Raw genomic sequence first — 17,131 nt, forward strand, 5'->3', positions numbered from 1 at the left:
AGAGTTTCGTCACTGCGCAATAAAGACATCTGCCCAGTTTGAAACTGCCCAGCGCGGATTGTTGGAGACGTTTTTAACGCGCTCATTGGCGACCGTGATAAAGCCCCATTCTGCCACATTGATAAGCGGCAGATCAGCTTGGACGACTTGCTGGAACTCATGATAAAGAGCGGTGCGCTTTTGCTCGTCAATTTCATGTGCAGCCTTGGTGATTAACGCATCCAATTCCGCATTTGCATACCCACCCTGATTAGAGAACGGCACGCCTGCTGCAATCCCGCTTTCAACCAGAATGGTCGTCGAAATAGCAGGATCGCCACGGTACACGGTCGGTGCAATGGCCAGATCGAAATCGTGGTCCGTATAGACAGCCTTTTGATGTGCTGCTGAATCATTGTTGACGATCCGCGCATCAATGCCAATTTCAGCCAGCGCCTGCCGCAGATAGTCACCAAACTGCTTGGTTTCGTTGAAATATGGGGCTGGTAGCAGCTTCAGCGCAAAACGCGTGCCGTCCTTGCCGCGCTTATAACCCGCATCATCCAGCAGCGCATTGGCTTTCGCCACGTCGAAAGAATAAGCGGCAACATCGCTCGTATAAAACTGGCTGTCATATTGCGGAACCGGCCCGGTTGAAGGTTTGGCATAGCCCAGGAAAATCGTCTTCACGACGAAATCGCGATCAATCGCATGAGCGATTGCCTGACGAACTCTAGGGTCAGACAGTTCCTTACGACGATGATTGATTTCGACGACCAGTTGATAGGTAAGCGCCTCATACCCCTTGGAAATGACATTCATACCAGGCACCTTCGAAATGCGGTCGAGATCAGCTAAAGGCACGGCAGAAAACGCAGCAAGGTCAATTTCCTCAGCTTCCAACGCTCCGGCGGCCGCAGCACGATCAGGCAGCACACGATAGATGATTTCATCGAGATAAGGTTCTGCCTCACCCCAATAATCTCCATTTCTCTCGAGCCGATAATATTCGCCATTCTTGTGTTCGGCATATTTGAATGGACCAGTGCCGATCAGCTTTTCATTGGCGGGATTGGCAGCAATATCAGTGCCGTCAAACACGTGCTTGGGCAGTACTGAAGTCAGAGCTGGCAAAGCATTGCGGATGAGCTGAAACGGTGTTGGTTCGCTAAAATGGAACACTGCCGTATAATTATCCGGCGTTTCGACCTTCTCAAGCGCCTTGAACACCACGCGGCCAAGATTTTGCAGCGGCTTCCAGACCTGCAGCGCCGAAAACGCCACATCGGCCGAGGTGAACGGCTGACCATCATGCCATTTAACGCCCTCTCGCAGATGGAAGGTCGCAGTCAAACCGTCATCAGCGCCTTTCCAGCTGGTTGCAAGCCGTGGTTCCAGACCGTTTTCACCGTCGAAGGAAGCTTCTGCCAAAGGCTCAATCACCTTGCTCGCAACAAAGAAAACGCCGTTGGATGCAACAATTGCAGGGTTGAGGTTACGTGGCTCAGAATCTGCCGCTACAACCAGTCGCCCGCCTTTTTGCACCCCACCTTCAGCCCACCCCCAACGGGGTAGCATCGGTAAAGCTGCAAGCGTTGTTGAACCAACCAGAAATGCCCTGCGTGAAGAAATAAACCGAGCCATATCCCGCCTCTGAAATCCAATTCCCTGTGCATTTGTCTACACCGGGCCTGGACGAATTGCAGGGTAAATCCTGTCACAGTGGCAATAAATATCGAAAACTGTTTCTTTTTCTTGAATGAACTTCAATTTCAAGCGCGCTTGAAAGCCGAACTAAACATCACTCAAATGCAGCGCAGACGGTCTAATGGAGGGGAACTGATTTTCCCTTTTGGAGTTTTTTAAGGAAAATTTCTCCTTGCCAAACACCCTCACTTGCATAGATCATGGTTAATTATGTGTTGTCGCATTTCGTGAGGAGAACTTGATGCGGCACATAGTTGAAGAGTTGAGATCAGCTCTTTTGAACCGCATTTGCGGAGTCCTGTTTATGAGTATCAGAGCGATTTTTGTGCACAGAAGACGATTTAAAGCGCTCTGAAGAGCCGTAAGTGCCTGTAGCTGAACCACCATTGGAAGAGAGGAAACAGAAATGTCTAGTTTGCTGCCCCCACTTCATGACGGTCATGCACCGATCTATTTGCATCACGCATTTCAGGACGCAGTGGATGCTTATGAAGACTGGAACCTTGAAACGGCCGAACCAGTCGTAGCAATCAATGGTAAGGTCACGCGTATCAGCGTCGTTTTCCGTCGCCTGTGGCGCTGCACCGATACGGTCCCTCGTCATACGCTGGAAGCCTTGAGGGATATTGTTCCGTCAAACCTCATCCGTTCGGAACGCTGGAAAGACAATGCCACATTTGCTGAAGCTGCCCATTTGATGCGCACAGCGCTTGAGTGGCGCAAGGCACGACGCGTGCCAGTCGTCTGCTAAGTCGAACCATCTCATGCAGCGGGCGGGATTTACCCCGCCCGTTTTCCATTTGAAGTTATTACTTATTCAAAGCTTGCGGAAACGCACTCGCGCACTGCGTTCAATAGCTGCGACGGTGAGCTCATCCAGTGCCCAGCGGTCACGCAGCATCTGAAGAAACTCAAGCTCTTCCTGCTCGACATGCAGGTCAGCCGCCGCCACTTCAACCGCAAGGGCATAAGCTGTATCGTAAAGCTTTTCCGGCATTGCATCATGCGCAAGATCGAGAATGCGCTCCAGTCCATCATCGAATGCAAGAAGCCCGTAGCAATCGCTGGCGAGCTTTGGCAGACGTGCTGCATCAAAACCCTGGAATACCGGTAGGCGAGAAACCACATTACTGATGGATTCGAGCTCAGCATCGGTCATTGTGGTGTCAGCGGCAGATGTCGTCACCATGATGTAAACGAGCGCGTCCTGCGGCGAAATATTTTTCATCGAATGCTCCTGCATCGTCTCATCGGAATCATAGTTTCGGCTAGTTTCCAAGAAAATTAGGGAGCCTGTCAGACTTGCGCAAGGAAATTCGGTCGGAATTGTAGCGGCAAAGATTGACGTGTGGGTTCCACCGCGCCATAGAGCAATGACACGCTTGAGTGTAAAAGATTTCAACACATAAAGCCCTTCACAGGACATCAGGATAAAATCATGACTTCGCACCGTCTTCCCGAGATTACGCTGACCCCGGAACTGACCGCGGCGGCTGCGGAAGCGAAATCGTGGCCCTTTGAAGAGGCAAAGAAAATCCTCAAGCGCTATGAGAAGACCGGTTTCCCTGAAACCGTGATATTTGAAACTGGCTACGGCCCATCGGGCCTGCCACATATTGGTACATTCGGCGAAGTCGCGCGCACTTCGATGGTGCGCCATGCGTTTCGCGTTCTGACTGGTGATACGGTCAAGACGCGTCTTATCTGCTTCTCGGACGATCTTGATGGTATGCGCAAGATTCCGGACAATGTACCAGACAAGGCAGCATTGGAACCATATCTGCAGTTACCGCTGTCTGCTGTGCCAAACCCGTTTGGCGGCGAATACAAGAGCTTTGCCGAACATAATAACGCAATGCTCTGCCGCTTTCTTGATACTTTCGGCTTCGATTACGAATTTGCAAGTGCGACCGAGTACTACAAGTCCGGCAAGTTTGATGCAGTGCTGCTGAAAGCGGTCGAGCGCTATGACGACATCATGAAGGTGATGCTACCAACCCTTGGAGAAGAGCGCCAAGCAACCTACAGCCCGTTCCTGCCTATCTCGCCAAAGTCTGGTCGCGTGCTTTACGTGCCCATGAAAAGCGTGGATGCCAAGGCTGGCACCATCACTTTTGACGATGAAGATGGCGTTGAAACCACGCTCTCCGTTACCGGTGGCAATGTGAAGCTGCAGTGGAAGCCCGATTTCGGTATGCGCTGGGCAGCGCTGGGCGTCGATTTCGAAATGTTCGGCAAGGATCACCAGACCAATGCGGGTATTTATGACCGCATTTGCGAAATTCTAGGTGGTCGTGCGCCAGAGCATTTCGTCTACGAACTCTTCCTCGACCAGATCGGCCAAAAGATTTCGAAGTCGAAGGGCAATGGTATTGCGATCGACGAGTGGCTGGCCTATGCGCCAACTGAGAGCCTTGCGCTTTACAACTTCCAGAAGCCAAAGACTGCGAAGAAGCTTTATTTCGACGTGATTCCTAAGGCCGTGGACGAATACTTCACTTATCTCTCGGCTTATAACCGCCAGGAATGGAAAGACCGTCTGAACAATCCAGTCTGGCATATCCATTACGGCAACCCGCCAAAGGTTGAGCTGCCGGTTACGTTTGCGCTGATGCTTAATCTGGTAAGCGCCTCCAATGCAGAAAACCCAAGCGTTCTCTGGGGCTTCATCTCGCGCCATGTGCCGGGTGTTACGCCGGAAAACAATCCGGAACTCGACGCGCTCGTCGGCTATGCGATCCGCTACTTCAACGATTTCGTCAAGCCGACCAAGCAGTTCCGTACCCCTGACGATGTGGAACGCGCAGCACTCGAAGGCCTTGACGCCAAGCTTGCAACGCTTCCTTCAGGTAGCGATGGCACCGACATCCAGAACGCCATTCTGGACGTTGCCCGTGCGATCGAGCGTTATCAAGATCATACCAAAAAGAGCCCTGAAGGCGGCCCCGGCGTGTCGGTTTCCTTCTTCCAGATGCTCTATGAAGTGCTGATCGGTCAGGAACGCGGCCCGCGCTTTGGCTCGTTCGTTGCCCTTTACGGCGTCGATGAAACCCGCGCACTCATCCAGAAGGCTCTTGCTGGCACATTGTCATAAGCTCTTGATATTTTTATGTGAAGCCTCGCCCGGAATTGCACCGAGTGAGGCTTTTTTATGCTCGGTTTAGAGGGGGAGCAGAAATGATCTATCCTCAATGTGAACCATTCTTGAAAGGCTTGCTGCCGGTATCAAACGGCAAGAAAATCTATTGGGAGGCATCGGGCAATCCTCAAGGTAAGCCAGCGCTTTATCTTCATGGCGGACCGAGGAGCGGTTTGCGCACGGGCAGCTATCGGCAACGCTTTGATCCAGCAAAATACCTTATCATCGGCATCGACCAACGCGGTTGCGGGCGCAGTCGTCCGCTGTGATTAATAATCTCGACCACCTTCATCTCTATAAGACCCAGACGCTGATTGGAGATATCGAAGCTATCCGAAGTCATCTTCGCATCAATGCGTGGCTAGTCGCCGGCTCATCATGGTTGCGACACTTGCGCTCGCCTACGCGCAAGCGCATCCCGACCGCGTCACTGAACTGGCACTGGTTGCCGTCACAACCACGAGCCGTAAGGAAGTGAACTGGATCACGGAAGGCGTTGGGAGTCATTTTCGGGAAGAATGGGAAAAGTTCGAGAAAGCCTCTAAAAGGTGCGAAGGTCAGCGGGTAGTTGAAGCCTATGCGAGGCGGCTTGCCAATGGCAGTTTAGAAGAGCGTTTGCAGGCCGCGGGGGATTGGAACGCCTGGGAATCGACGCATATCGCGCTTGATCCTAATTGGACGCCAATCGAAAGCCGTTTCGATGATCTGCAAGGCCTTGCCTTCGCAACGCTGGTTACGCATTACTGGGCCAATGATGGCTTCCTTCGCAACGGGTCTGAAATTCTGGCGAATATGGCCCGGATTGAGAATATTCCGGCGATCCTGATTTGCGGACGCAGAGATTTCAGCGGACCGGCAATCACTGCTTGGAAGCTTCATAAATCATGGTCGGCAAGCCGGTTGCGCATAATGGAAACAGAAGGCCATGGCGGTCCGCTTTCAACAAATGAAATGCGGATGGCGCTCGACGCGTTTGCGTTTGGTCAAAATCAACTCCGTTGACTCAAACCTCGTTAGTAGGTAGTACGACCTACCTACTAACGAGACAAAACCATGAGCATTGAAAAAACTCCGCCGGAAAATGCGCGCGCTAAGCTGCTCAAAGCCGCTGCTGTTCTTTTTTATAATAATGGTGTCGGTGGCACCGGCATCGATGCAATTGTTGAAAGAGCGGGGGTGGCAAAGAAGAGCCTTTACAACAACTTCGCCTCGAAAGCTGATCTGGTAAACCAGTATCTCGAAGCACGCCATGCCGAGTGGTTAAGCCTTTATCACGCACGGCTGGAACATGCGGCAACGGCTAAAGATAGAGTTCTTGCCGTTTTTGACGCCTATCAGGACCATGCCGAGCATGAATATGAACGCGGCTTTCGTGGCTGCGGCTTGCTCAATGCTGCAGCAGAGCTACCCGCTGACGATATTGGGCGGCAAGCAGTCAAACACCACAAAAGGGAAGTTGAGGCGATACTTGCCTCGCATTTTAGGGAGCTGCTGCCCGCCTCCCCCATTCGTTCCACTACTCTCGCAAGACATACGTCTTTTCTGCTTGAGGGATCAATCTCAAGGGCAGGTCTCGAAGGTAATAGCGGCTGCGTTCACGACGCCCGTGAAATCGTCTCTGATATGCTGGAGGCATTGTGAGCAATTCGTCTCGAGATTACACAATTGGCGTGTCTGCCGTTCTCTTCTCATCCGTAGTTTGGGGAACCACCGGCACCGCTGCCACTTTCGCGCCCGAAGTCAGCGCAGTTGCTATCGGTGCCGCAGCCATGGGGATCGGAGGCTTGTTACAGGCTCTATTCGCCGGCCGGGGGATCGTGCGAAGCTTGTCACTGCTGAAAAAGCAGTGGGGACTTCTCGTTTTAGGCGGGTTTGCTGTCGCAGTTTACCCATTGGCCTTTTATGCCTCCATGCGGATGGCGGGTGTCACAATCGGAACGGTCGTCACCATCGGCTCGGCGCCACTGCTTTCTGCACTCATCGAGTATTTTTTCGACCGCGCGCAGCTCTCGCGCCAATGGCTGATTGGCGCGCTGATTGGGCTTGCCGGAATCGTATTGATTACGGTTGCAGAAGGTAGAGAGCACGCATCTATCGAAACAAATGGCTCTGTTATTACGGGTATTTGTCTGGGACTTCTCGGTGGTCTCACATATGCGCTTTATTCATGGACCGCGCGCCGCATGATGCTCAATGGAGTTCGGTCATCTGTCGCCATGGGCGCTACATTCGGATTTGGCGGATTATTGCTTATGCCGGTCTTAATCGCGGCTGGCAGCCCGTTTCTGACTTCATGGAACAATGCAGCAGTCGGCATCTATATGGCTATTGTGCCAATGTTTCTTGGTTACGTCTGCTTTGGGATCGGTCTCGCACGCATTCCAGCCAGCATGGCGACAACAATCACGCTGATCGAGCCAGTAGTCGCTGCAATATTAGCCATTATTATCGTAGGCGAGCGCTTGCCATTAATGGGTTGGTTTGGCGTCGTCCTTGTCATTTCATGTCTCGTGGTGATCACGATCCCACTCAACAGACCTTTGAGACAGGATCAGAAAGCCGTGGTCGGGACATAAGCTGACTGCAGATTTCGGGCAAAGGAAAGTCGGCCTGTTTATAAAACCGGCTTTCCAAATTTACAGCGGTTGCAGTAAAGATTAATCGTTAGTACCGCGGTAACTGATTGTTTTTACGCATTATCTGACGCAAAATCGCTTCGCACTTTTGCTGGAAATGCTTTAACTCAGTTTGCGGGAGCGGGCGCCGAAGGGGCCGGAGGAAACTCGCCTTGCTGGAGCGACGGCGACCCCGGCACTGGTTCGGTCTGTGGTGCGAGCGGAGAAGGATTCTCCAATGCTCCACCATCATCAGGTGCCAGACTTTGAAGAGATGCGTCAGGCTTGTTCCCGAAGATACCCAAATGACTATCTTCGGCTTTTTGCCCTGCTTCCTGATAGGCACCACCCGCAACAGCTTTCGCCCATCCATTGGCAACCAACCATTGTGCGGGATCTTCACTGCCAACGCTGCACTGCGTTGAAACAGCAGCGCCGCTGTCGTTTTGCGGCAATCGGCACATGACTGCGCGAGCCCGCAACCATTGACGAAACGCCGTGCGAGCCTGCATGCCACAAAGCCAGCTTTCGCCAGATGGCGACTGACAGGTTTGTTCAATCGGCATTGGTTCTATACCCTGCAGATCTACGGTTCGGCCCTGACTCTCGAGCTTACCCGCAGCAATCGCAACAGGACGCTGCAAAAGTTGCATCGGCTCGCCCTCATCTACCGGTGTGGCAGGTGCTGGCGGCTCCGATGGTTTTGGTGTTGAGGCTAGCCCCAGATCACTCAGAGGTGGGCGCGCAGGTTCGCGCTCTAGTCCATCCTGCTGCGATCCGCTTTGACCGGTCTGACTGATAGAGTTCTGCTCACTCGTGTTTGGCGCAGCTTCTTGAGCTGGTGTCTCTGGCGCCGCAGGATTATCTGCTTCTGTATCCTTATCAGGCTCGTTATAATCGAACTGCTCGACAACAATTCCATTGCCCGAACCCGCGTCCGATTTGCTTTGACCGTCGTCGCTTTCGACAACAGTGACTGGCCGATCAAGCGCGCCATAAAACGGCGCGACAAATGCGGCCACAAGAATGGCCCCGGTTATGCCCGCAAAAACACCAAAAACAATGCGTGCATGGCTCTTTGTCTGCTGTTTTGCCATTATTGACTCGCCCACAAAATACGGGCGATCCACTCGACATCCTTGGTCTCAAAGGAACGGTTTGGGAATTCTGGATTGAACGAGTGAAGTTCAATCGTACGTGGTGTCTGGCGATGCAGGATTTTAGCCATAACCTCTCCGTCTTTGGTACGAACAACCACGCGGTCGCCGCGGCGAACCGATGCATTGGGTGCTACAATCAGCGTATCGCCATCACGGTAAAGCGGCAACATGGAGTCGCCAGAAATTTCCAGCGCATAAACATTATCGGTGGGCGCAGCCGGAAACTGGACGACATCCCAGCCCTGACCTGCAGGGAAACCAGCATCATCGAAATAGCCACCTCCACCTGCTTCTGCCATGCCAAGCAGCGGAATAGCACTCGGCTCGTGCAAATAGCCGCCACCGGGTGTCGAGACATCACCGCGAATGAGCCGAGTAAATTCATCCAGTGACGCGCCGGTTGCTTCCATAACTTTGGCCAAAGACTCTGTCGACGGCCAGCGTGCGCGTCCATCAGAGGCATAACGCTTGGACTTGTTGAAGGTAGTCGGATCAAGTCCTGCACGGCGCGCAAGACCAGACGCACTTAAAGAATTGCGTTCCGCCAAGGCATCAATCGCAGCCCACACGCTATCATGAGAAAACATTGACTTAACCTACAAAAGAGGATTTTAAACCTAATTATCCAATCCATACTCCACCAAATCCTAGCTGAAAGCGAGATTTTCCGCAAGATGTGCATGCTTGCAGGGAAAATGTTCTTATTAGCGAAAAAAACGCGCGGCATCAAAGCCGCGCGTTCTCTAATAGCTTACGATAAAAATTTATGCTGCCTTTTTCGCTTCGCCCTTATAGGGATTGAAGCGCTGATAAAAGCTCTCGCCATTTTCTGCCATATCGACAAGCAACTTCGGCGCCTTGAATTGCTGACCGTATTTGCGCTGCAACTCTTTAGCGAGCTTGACGAATTTCTTCGCTCCCATGCCATCGATGTAGGAAAGCGTACCGCCAGTATAAGGAGCGAAACCAAAGGCTAGAATGGAGCCGACATCGGCTTCACGCGGATCAGTGACAATGCCTTCTTCCATCACGCGCGCAGCTTCCAAAGCGATTGTCACGAGGAAGCGTTCTTTCAGCTCCTTCACGTCAATTTTATCCGGATTCTGCTGTGGATAGAGATCTTTCAGACCGGCCCAGAGATGCTTCTTGGCAGGTTTGGCTGGGTATTCGTAGAAGCCCTTGCCATTCTTGCGGCCCTTGCGGTCGAACTCGTTAACGAGCTTGTCCACCAGTTCCACATGGCGGGGATCGACAGCCTTTTCACCAAGATCTGCAAGCGTTGCCTTGAGGATCTTCTGCGAGAGGTCGATTGCAGTCTCATCATTGAGAGCAAGCGGACCAACCGGCATACCGGCCATTCGGGCAGCATTTTCGATCATTGCAGCAGGCACACCTTCAACGAGCATGTTGTAGGCTTCCGACATATAGCGCAGCACGCAGCGATTGACGTAGAAACCGCGTGTGTCATTGACAACAATCGGCGTCTTCTTGATCGCACGAACATAATCAAGGGCTACAGCCAATGCCTTATCGGATGTCTTTTTGCCCAGGATCACTTCCACCAGCATCATCTTGTCGACCGGCGAGAAGAAGTGAATGCCGATGAAGTTCTTCGGACGCTTGGAGACTTTCGCAAGGCCAGTGATTGGCAGGGTTGAGGTATTAGACGCAAAGACTGCAGAAGTTTTCAACACTTCCTCAGCCTTTTCAGTCGCGATGCGTTTAACTTCACGATCCTCAAACACGGCTTCAATCACCAGATCGGCACCTTCAAGCAGTGCATAATCAGGCGTTGCCGTGATGAGTGACAAGAGCTTTTCCTTGTCGGCTTCCGTCGCACGGCCCTTCTGCATTTCCTTGGTAATAAGGTCAGCCGTATGCGCCTTGCCCTTGTCGGCAGATTCCTGATCGCGATCGATCAGCACCACCGGAATGCCAGCCTTGGCTGTCACATAGGCAATACCTGCTCCCATGAAACCTGCTCCAATGACGCCGATTTTCTTGAGTTTGTTTGGCTTTTCATCGACAGGACGACGCGCACCCTTGTTCAACTCCTGTAGCGAGACGAATAGCGAGCGGATCATCATGCCCGCTTCGGTTGTCTGGAGGATCTCGGTGAAATAGCGCTGCTCGATCTTAAGCCCCGTATCGAACGGCACCAAAAGGCCTTCATAAACAGACTTCAGAATAGCGAGTGCCGCCGGATAATTGCCTGAGGTTTCCCGGCGGAGAATAGCCGTTGCAGCAGGCCAAAGATTTGCACCAGCGGCCGAATAGATCGCGCCGCCCGGCAGCTTGAAGCCCTTTTCATCCCAAGGCTGAACCGGCTTGAGACCGCCCTTGATGAGCTTCTTTGCGGCTTCAACGAGCTTCTTGGCAGGTACTACTTCAGTAACAAGCCCCATCCCCTTGGCGCGCTGCGCCGTCAGGCTTGAGCCAGTCGTCATCATCTGCAAAGCGTCCTGCTGATTGGCAAGGCGCGGAACGCGCTGTGTGCCGCCAGCACCCGGAAACAGGCCGACTTTCACTTCCGGTAGACCCATCTTCACGCCCGGGGCATCAGATGCAACACGGGCATGGCAAGCAAGCGACATTTCAAACGCGCCACCCATACAGGTGCCATTGATTGCCGAAACCCATGGCTTGCCGGAGGTCTCAAGCTTTCGGAACAGCCCACCCATACGACCTACATTGTCGAACAGTGACTGGACCGCAGCCTGCTTATCCTTTGCCTTTTGCTTCTGGAATTCCTTGAACATGCCTTCGAGCATGGTCAGGTCTGCACCGCCGGAGAACGTGTCTTTGCCCGAAGTGATCACGACACCTTTGACATTCTCGTCAGCAGTCGTCGCGTCGATGATCGCGTTCAATTCCTGCATCGCATCGACGGTAAACACATTCATCGACTTTTCCGGCATGTCCCATGTGACAAGCGCAATGCCATCGACGTCGGTTTCAACTTTGAAATTTACATAAGCCATTGTGTCAAACCTCCCCTTACACGCGCTCGATGATCGTTGCTGTACCCATGCCAGCACCGATGCACAAAGTGACCAATGCAGTGTTGAGATCGCGGCGTTCAAGTTCATCCAGCACCGTGCCGAGAATCATCGCACCAGTTGCCCCCAGCGGGTGGCCAAGCGCAATCGCGCCGCCATTGACATTGATCTTGTCGTGCGGAATGTCAAAAGCCTGCATGTATCGCAGAACCACTGCAGCGAAGGCTTCGTTCAACTCAAACAAATCAATGTCCGAGAGCTTCATCTTTGCCTGTTTGAGCAGCTTTTCCGTCACATCAACCGGACCTGTCAGCATAAGCGCTGGTTCAGAACCAATATTGGCAAAAGCACGGATACGCGCGCGGGGCTTGATATCGAAAGCTTTACCAGCCTTCTTCGAGCCAACCAGAACGCCTGCTGCACCATCAACGATACCAGATGAGTTACCGGCATGATGAACGTGATTGATGGTTTCGACTTCTGGATGGGCCTGAATGCCAACAGCATTGAAGCCGCCCATTTCTCCGGGCATCACGAAGGATGGGTTAAGCTGACCGAGCGCCTGCATATCAGTGCCTGGGCGCATATGCTCGTCATGGTCGAGAATGGTGAGGCCGTTCTGATCTTTGATCGGAATGACGGAATTCTTGAAATACCCCTTTTCCCAGGATTTGGCGGCGCGCTTCTGGCTTTCCACTGCATAGGCATCCACGTCATCGCGCGAGAAGCCGTATTTTGTTGCAATCAGATCGGCAGAGACGCCCTGTGGCATGAAAAAGCCCGGAAAACCGACCGATGGGTCCATGTACCAGGCACCGCCCGACATGCCCATGCCGACGCGGGACATGCTTTCAACGCCACCGGCAATCACCAGATCGTCCGCACCAAAGGCGACCTTTGCAGCAGCCAGATTGATGGCATCAAGACCAGATGCGCAGAAACGTGAAATCTGCATCCCTGGAGCCTTGAAGTCGTAGCCTGCTTCAAAAGCCGATGAGCGCGGAATGACAGCACCCGCTTCGCCGACAGGATCCACGCAGCCGAAAATAATGTCATCGACCTTAGCCGTGTCGATGCCGTTGCGGTCGCGCAAGGATTCCAGAACCTTCGCGCCCAGACGAACGGCAGGCACTTCATGCAGGCTACCGTCTTTCTTGCCACGTCCGCGTGGGGTGCGGACGTGATCGTAAATATAAGCCTCAGCCATTTTTGCTCCTTCCCGCTAAGTTCGAAAACTTAGCCTGATCTCTAACTCAAAAAGAGTCTGCGTTAAGTGCCATCATGCTGTCTGCACCCGACTGGATGCGCGCGAGATGGGCAACACTTTCCGGCATGATCCGCTCGAAATAATAGCGAGCGGTGACAAGCTTTGCTTCAAGATAAGCCTTGTTGCCTTCGCCCGATGCCAGCTTTTCTTCGGCAACCTTCGCCATACGTGCCCACATGTAACCAAGCGCTACCAGACCAAACAGATGCATATAATCGTTTGATGCTGCACCCGCATTATCGGGTTTTGCCATCGCATTCTGCATCAGCCACATAGTTGCGGCCTGAAGATCGTTGACACCCTTCTTCAGATGCTTGGTGAAGAATGAGAGCTTTTCATTTTCGCGGTTGGTTTCGCAAAATTCACCAACTTCCTTGAAGAAAGCAGTGATCGCACGGCCACCATTCAGAGCCAGCTTGCGGCCAACCAGATCAAGCGCTTGAATGCCGTTGGCACCTTCATAGATCATGGCGATGCGTGCATCGCGCACATACTGGCTCATGCCATGTTCTTCGATATAGCCGTGACCGCCGAACACCTGTTGCGCCATGACAGCATGTTCAAAACCCTTGTCGGTCAGAACTCCCTTCAACACGGGTGTAAGCAGGCCAACAAGATCGTCTGCCGCCTGACGCTCTGCTTCATCACCAGAACGATGGGCAATATCCGAGTTCAGCGCCGTCCACAAAATAAGCGCTCGACCGGCTTCGTTGAAAGCGCGGATATTCATCAGATTGCGGCGGATATCCGGATGCACGATGATCGGATCAGCCTTCTTGTCAGGCGCTTGCGCACCCGAAAGCGCTCTGCCCTGAATGCGCTCGCGCGCATAGATCGCGGCATTCTGATAAGCAGTTTCCGCGATCGACAGTCCCTGCAAAGCCACGCCAAGACGCGCCTCATTCATCATGGTGAACATGGCACGCAGGCCTTTGTGTGCCTCACCAATCAAGAAACCGGTCGCGTCATCATAGTTCATTACGCAAGTTGCATTGCCATGGATGCCCATCTTTTCTTCAATGGAGCCACACGACACGCCATTGCGCTCGCCCGGATTGCCATCTGCATCCAGGATGAACTTTGGCACGATGAAAAGCGAAATGCCTTTGACGCCTTCCGGTGCGCCGTCGATACGAGCCAGCACCAGATGGATAATGTTTTCCGACATGTCATGTTCTCCGGCCGAGATGAAAATCTTTTGGCCAGAAATCTTATAGGATCCATCACCCTGCGGTGCTGCACTCGAACGCAGCAAGCCCAGATCGGTGCCACAATGCGGCTCAGTCAAATTCATCGTGCCAGTCCAGGTGCCTTCCACCATCTTTGGCAGATAAGTGTTTTTCTGCTCATCCGTTCCGTGGGTCAGGATCGCTGCAATCGCGCCCTGTGTCAGACCCGGATACATGGTGAGCGCCATATTGGCAGACGACATATATTCGCCAACCGCCGTATGAAGGAGATAAGGAAGACCCTGCCCGCCATATTGCTCAGGCACGGCAAGACCAAGCCAGCCGCCCTCACGATACTGGTCATAAGCTGCCTTGAAACCCTTTGGCGTCTTCACCGAACCATCGGATGCGCGGGCGCAGCCCTCCTGATCACCGGTATGATTGACCGAAAACAGCGTGCTTTCGGCAAGCTTCGCGCCTTCGGACAGGATCGCATCGACGACATCGGGCGATGCATCGGCAAAGCCCGGCAGATTGTTGTAACGCTGATAATTCAAAACGTCATTGAGAACGAAATTTGTATCCTCAACTGGCGCGCGATAGCTCGGCATCGAAATCCTCCAAATCAATTACCCGCTCGGCTCCGCATGAAGCGGAGCAGGCTCCCACCTGCGTCTAAAGCGCCGGGCGCTTTAGTTTTATTCTTCCGCATATCTTGATACCCGGACGGCTTCCCTTCCGAGGAAGATATGCATTCAGCATGATTGTCACAGGGAAAGCTAAATGCGTGACATCGTGCCGTTCGCAACAGAAATGGGGTTAAAAATTCAAAAAACCAGCCATTTTTGCCACTTTTGAAAGTCTCGCTGCTTCAAAATTGATGACGAGACTCCAATGCTGATGCGAAACTAGCGCACTTTGACGTTTCCGTAAACGTCAAAAAATACACTTATTCGTGCACCATGTTTTTTCAGTGAATTTTAGTCTCGTTATCGGTTTACCCTTCCGCTGTGAGGGGCCATTTGTTCTGCCAAGTGGGCGCCTAGTCTTGGTCCAGAACCGTTGCCTTCATGCTGCTGAAAACTACAGATGATTGAGGGCGGAAATAGCCATGCTGGACAGTCAATATCTGTCAATCCTACGCGAAGTTGAACGCATGCAAAGCCTAACGGCGGCGGAAAAGCTTCATGTGACACAATTGGCGCTCAATCACACAATCCGTAAGCTGGAAAAATGCAATGTCGTAGTCATGCGGGAGAAGGATGGCCGCAATCTTCGCCTCAGTGAGGCCGGACACTATGTTTTGACGCCCGGACATCGCCCTCTGTCGCCGATTGGGAGGGCGGAGGATATTTAATCGGACAATAGCTGCGGGCGGCGAGGCTTCCTGAGGATTGGGATGAAATGTCAGCCCTGCTATCAATGGCTCATGGGTGTAACAAAACCATTCCTGGTCGACTGGCCGGATGTTGATCAGAAAGTGACGGCGTCGTTTGCATCGCGCGGCATTGCAGCATTGGGGATACGAAATCGATATTTTGATCACGCCAGATCCGATTGAGGCGCCAGACACCCGTGATGTGCCAGCGTTCGACTACGAGCTCAAGCTTGCCTTTCCTGACGGTCATCTTCTATCGCGCCTGGACAACCCTGAGCCTGTCAACTTGCTGCAAGAGACCTTATTCACTTATCGCGTGCCACCCGAATGGCTTGATGTCTTTACGCAATTACTTGTGTCAGCCAATTGCCGACCGCCGCAGCATCAAAATATCAATACAACGAAAATGATGCTCCAACTTGTTGCGGCAGACCGTGGCGTCAGCACCATTCCAAACTGGCTGGTGCGGCAAGAAGCAACGACCCTCGGTTCATCCCGTCTGGATCGGCAAAACGGGAATTCTGAAAAGCTTTCATCTCGGCTTGAAAAGCGGTGAAGAAACTATCGATTTTGTCGCCGGATTCCTTGCGAGGTCACGACAAGCATCAATGCCACTCTGAACGCGATAAACCTGAGCGTCGGTTCGCACGGCCCGCCGACGCTACTTCTTTTGAAGAGACTTAACTTGCAAAGCAATATTACCGCTATTCAATTCAGAGACAATTATCTCGGCAGGGAACTGAGGCTTTAGACGGAAGATTTTAGCGCCAGACCTCTGATAAGCCGGATCAGGCGTTTCACGCTTGCCCACGCATTTCGAAACGAATGCTGCAACCGCTTTCACGCTCGTATCTTCAACCACGCACGACCAACTGACCGAAGATACACTCGTCCGCAGAACAACGCGGCAAGAATTGCTGCCTGTTAATCTGACCTTTGATGGATAAACATCCACATCCTGGGGAGACGCATCGGCTGCGACATTCTTGAAGTTTATTTTCGATTCTTTGATGACATGCTTCAATGTGGAGCAATCTTTCTGAGCATCCAGAGCATAGGCCGAGCTGGATGCGAGAACCAAAACCGATACAAATGCAGACGTGAATAAAGATTTCATGACAGCCTCCGAATAAGTGAGGCATAAACGATTGAAAAGGATCAAACAATCATGTTGTTTTCGGACCACTCCCTTGGTCAGCAAACAGACGATTACCGCCCGGAGTTCACGCGATAAGCCATTCCCAGGGATCGTGGCGCAGTTTCATTAAAGCCGAATTGCTCATAAAGCTTATTCGCGGGCACATCAGCGATCAGGCTTACATAGGCAGAGGGCGGAAGTTCAGTATTAACATAGTTCATGATGGCGCTCATGATGGTTTTGCCCAAGCCACGCCCCTGATGTTGGGGCTCAACTGCGATATCAACCACCTGAAAAAAGCAGCCGCCGTCCCCGATCAGCCGGCCCATTCCAATTGCAGAGCCTGCGTGCAAAACAACCACTGAAAAGACCGTGCCTTCAAGCCCTTTAGCAGCGGCAGCTTCGGTAAAAGGACTAAGGCTCGCCACTGCACGAAGATACAAATATTCCTCCACCGATGGGCGGCGGGCCACAGTTGTATAGGCTAGCTGGCTCACATTTATCTCCTCTGAAAATACACATAAGCCTTAGCGCAAGAGCGAGTGCTTAAACAATATACATGATGATCCTGAAAGATTTT

General features: G+C 52.5%; 12 protein-coding genes and 3 pseudogenes. 6 read left to right on the forward strand and 9 right to left on the reverse strand.

All coding sequences use genetic code 11. The annotated features are described in order from the left end of the window. Positions 1 to 9 precede the first annotated feature (9 nt). The gene (locus tag KMS41_16150) at positions 10 to 1,623 is read right to left on the reverse strand and encodes an ABC transporter substrate-binding protein (protein QWK79041.1); all 1,614 of its coding nucleotides are present in this window, start codon (positions 1,621 to 1,623) and stop codon (positions 10 to 12) included. A 469-nt stretch (positions 1,624 to 2,092) separates the two neighbouring features. On the opposite strand from KMS41_16150, the gene KMS41_16155 reads away from it, so the two are divergent. Next, a complete protein-coding gene (locus KMS41_16155; protein QWK79042.1) occupies positions 2,093 to 2,437 on the forward strand; it encodes a hypothetical protein in 345 nt (114 codons plus the stop codon). A gap of 66 nt (positions 2,438 to 2,503) precedes the next feature. Here the strand turns inward: KMS41_16155 and KMS41_16160 are convergent, their stop codons facing one another. Next, positions 2,504 to 2,914: a tellurite resistance TerB family protein gene (locus KMS41_16160; protein QWK79043.1), complete on the reverse strand. Its 411-nt coding sequence runs from the start codon at positions 2,912 to 2,914 to the stop codon at positions 2,504 to 2,506. A 210-nt stretch (positions 2,915 to 3,124) separates the two neighbouring features. On the opposite strand from KMS41_16160, the gene KMS41_16165 reads away from it, so the two are divergent. From KMS41_16165 to KMS41_16180, 4 genes and pseudogenes are all read left to right on the forward strand, one after another. Continuing rightward, positions 3,125 to 4,780, forward strand: coding sequence for a lysine--tRNA ligase (locus tag KMS41_16165; protein QWK79044.1), 1,656 nt, complete (start codon positions 3,125 to 3,127; stop codon positions 4,778 to 4,780). Positions 4,781 to 4,863: 83 nt separating this feature from the next. Then, positions 4,864 to 5,827: pseudogene (gene pip / locus KMS41_16170) on the forward strand (prolyl aminopeptidase). Between the two features lie 51 nt (positions 5,828 to 5,878). Continuing rightward, positions 5,879 to 6,466: a TetR/AcrR family transcriptional regulator gene (locus tag KMS41_16175; protein QWK79045.1), complete on the forward strand. Its 588-nt coding sequence runs from the start codon at positions 5,879 to 5,881 to the stop codon at positions 6,464 to 6,466. Next, on the forward strand, positions 6,463 to 7,401 hold the full coding sequence (locus KMS41_16180; protein QWK79046.1) for an EamA family transporter: 939 nt from the start codon (positions 6,463 to 6,465) through the stop codon (positions 7,399 to 7,401). The genes KMS41_16175 and KMS41_16180 overlap by 4 nt, the downstream gene beginning before the upstream one ends. Positions 7,402 to 7,568: 167 nt before the next feature. Here the strand turns inward: KMS41_16180 and KMS41_16185 are convergent, their stop codons facing one another. The 5 genes from KMS41_16185 to KMS41_16205 form a co-directional block, all read right to left on the reverse strand. Next, entirely contained in the window at positions 7,569 to 8,537 is a 969-nt protein-coding gene (locus KMS41_16185) for a thermonuclease family protein (protein ID QWK79047.1), read from the reverse strand. Next, positions 8,537 to 9,187 (reverse strand): helix-turn-helix transcriptional regulator, encoded by a 651-nt coding sequence (locus tag KMS41_16190; GenBank protein QWK79048.1) that lies wholly within the window; start codon positions 9,185 to 9,187, stop codon positions 8,537 to 8,539. Before KMS41_16190 ends, KMS41_16185 begins: the two co-directional genes overlap by 1 nt. A 177-nt stretch (positions 9,188 to 9,364) precedes the next feature. After that, positions 9,365 to 11,581 carry an enoyl-CoA hydratase/isomerase family protein gene (locus KMS41_16195; GenBank protein QWK79049.1) on the reverse strand — a complete coding sequence of 739 codons (2,217 nt, stop codon included), beginning with the start codon at positions 11,579 to 11,581 and terminating at the stop codon, positions 9,365 to 9,367. Positions 11,582 to 11,597: 16 nt separating this feature from the next. After that, the gene (locus KMS41_16200) at positions 11,598 to 12,806 is read right to left on the reverse strand and encodes an acetyl-CoA C-acetyltransferase (GenBank protein ID QWK79050.1); all 1,209 of its coding nucleotides are present in this window, start codon (positions 12,804 to 12,806) and stop codon (positions 11,598 to 11,600) included. Between the two features lie 46 nt (positions 12,807 to 12,852). Continuing rightward, positions 12,853 to 14,646, reverse strand: coding sequence for an acyl-CoA dehydrogenase C-terminal domain-containing protein (locus KMS41_16205; GenBank protein ID QWK79051.1), 1,794 nt, complete (start codon positions 14,644 to 14,646; stop codon positions 12,853 to 12,855). 500 nt (positions 14,647 to 15,146) lie between these two features. On the opposite strand from KMS41_16205, the pseudogene KMS41_16210 reads away from it, so the two are divergent. Further along, positions 15,147 to 16,033: pseudogene (locus tag KMS41_16210) on the forward strand (LysR family transcriptional regulator). 234 nt (positions 16,034 to 16,267) lie between these two features. Here KMS41_16210 and KMS41_16215 read toward each other — a convergent pair. Continuing rightward, positions 16,268 to 16,530 (reverse strand): annotated as a pseudogene (locus tag KMS41_16215) (hypothetical protein). A 92-nt stretch (positions 16,531 to 16,622) separates the two neighbouring features. Continuing rightward, entirely contained in the window at positions 16,623 to 17,048 is a 426-nt protein-coding gene (locus KMS41_16220) for a GNAT family N-acetyltransferase (GenBank protein QWK79052.1), read from the reverse strand. Between the last annotated feature and the right edge of the window lie 83 nt (positions 17,049 to 17,131).

It is taken from the genome of Ochrobactrum sp. BTU1, assembly GCA_018798825.1.
Classification (GTDB): Bacteria; Pseudomonadota; Alphaproteobacteria; order Rhizobiales; family Rhizobiaceae; genus Brucella.

Bases quoted from the DNA above. Each gene is read 5' to 3' on its own strand.
- KMS41_16195 (QWK79049.1), bottom strand. From the start codon at position 11,581: ATGGCTTATGTAAATTTCAAAGTTGAAACCGACGTCGATGGCATTGCG.
- KMS41_16155 (QWK79042.1), top strand. From the start codon at position 2,093: ATGTCTAGTTTGCTGCCCCCACTTCATGACGGTCATGCACCGATCTAT.
- KMS41_16190 (QWK79048.1), bottom strand. From the start codon at position 9,187: ATGTTTTCTCATGATAGCGTGTGGGCTGCGATTGATGCCTTGGCGGAA.
- KMS41_16150 (QWK79041.1), bottom strand. From the start codon at position 1,623: ATGGCTCGGTTTATTTCTTCACGCAGGGCATTTCTGGTTGGTTCAACA.
- KMS41_16165 (QWK79044.1), top strand. From the start codon at position 3,125: ATGACTTCGCACCGTCTTCCCGAGATTACGCTGACCCCGGAACTGACC.
- KMS41_16185 (QWK79047.1), bottom strand. From the start codon at position 8,537: ATGGCAAAACAGCAGACAAAGAGCCATGCACGCATTGTTTTTGGTGTT.
- KMS41_16200 (QWK79050.1), bottom strand. From the start codon at position 12,806: ATGGCTGAGGCTTATATTTACGATCACGTCCGCACCCCACGCGGACGT.
- KMS41_16160 (QWK79043.1), bottom strand. From the start codon at position 2,914: ATGAAAAATATTTCGCCGCAGGACGCGCTCGTTTACATCATGGTGACG.
- KMS41_16175 (QWK79045.1), top strand. From the start codon at position 5,879: ATGAGCATTGAAAAAACTCCGCCGGAAAATGCGCGCGCTAAGCTGCTC.
- KMS41_16205 (QWK79051.1), bottom strand. From the start codon at position 14,646: ATGCCGAGCTATCGCGCGCCAGTTGAGGATACAAATTTCGTTCTCAAT.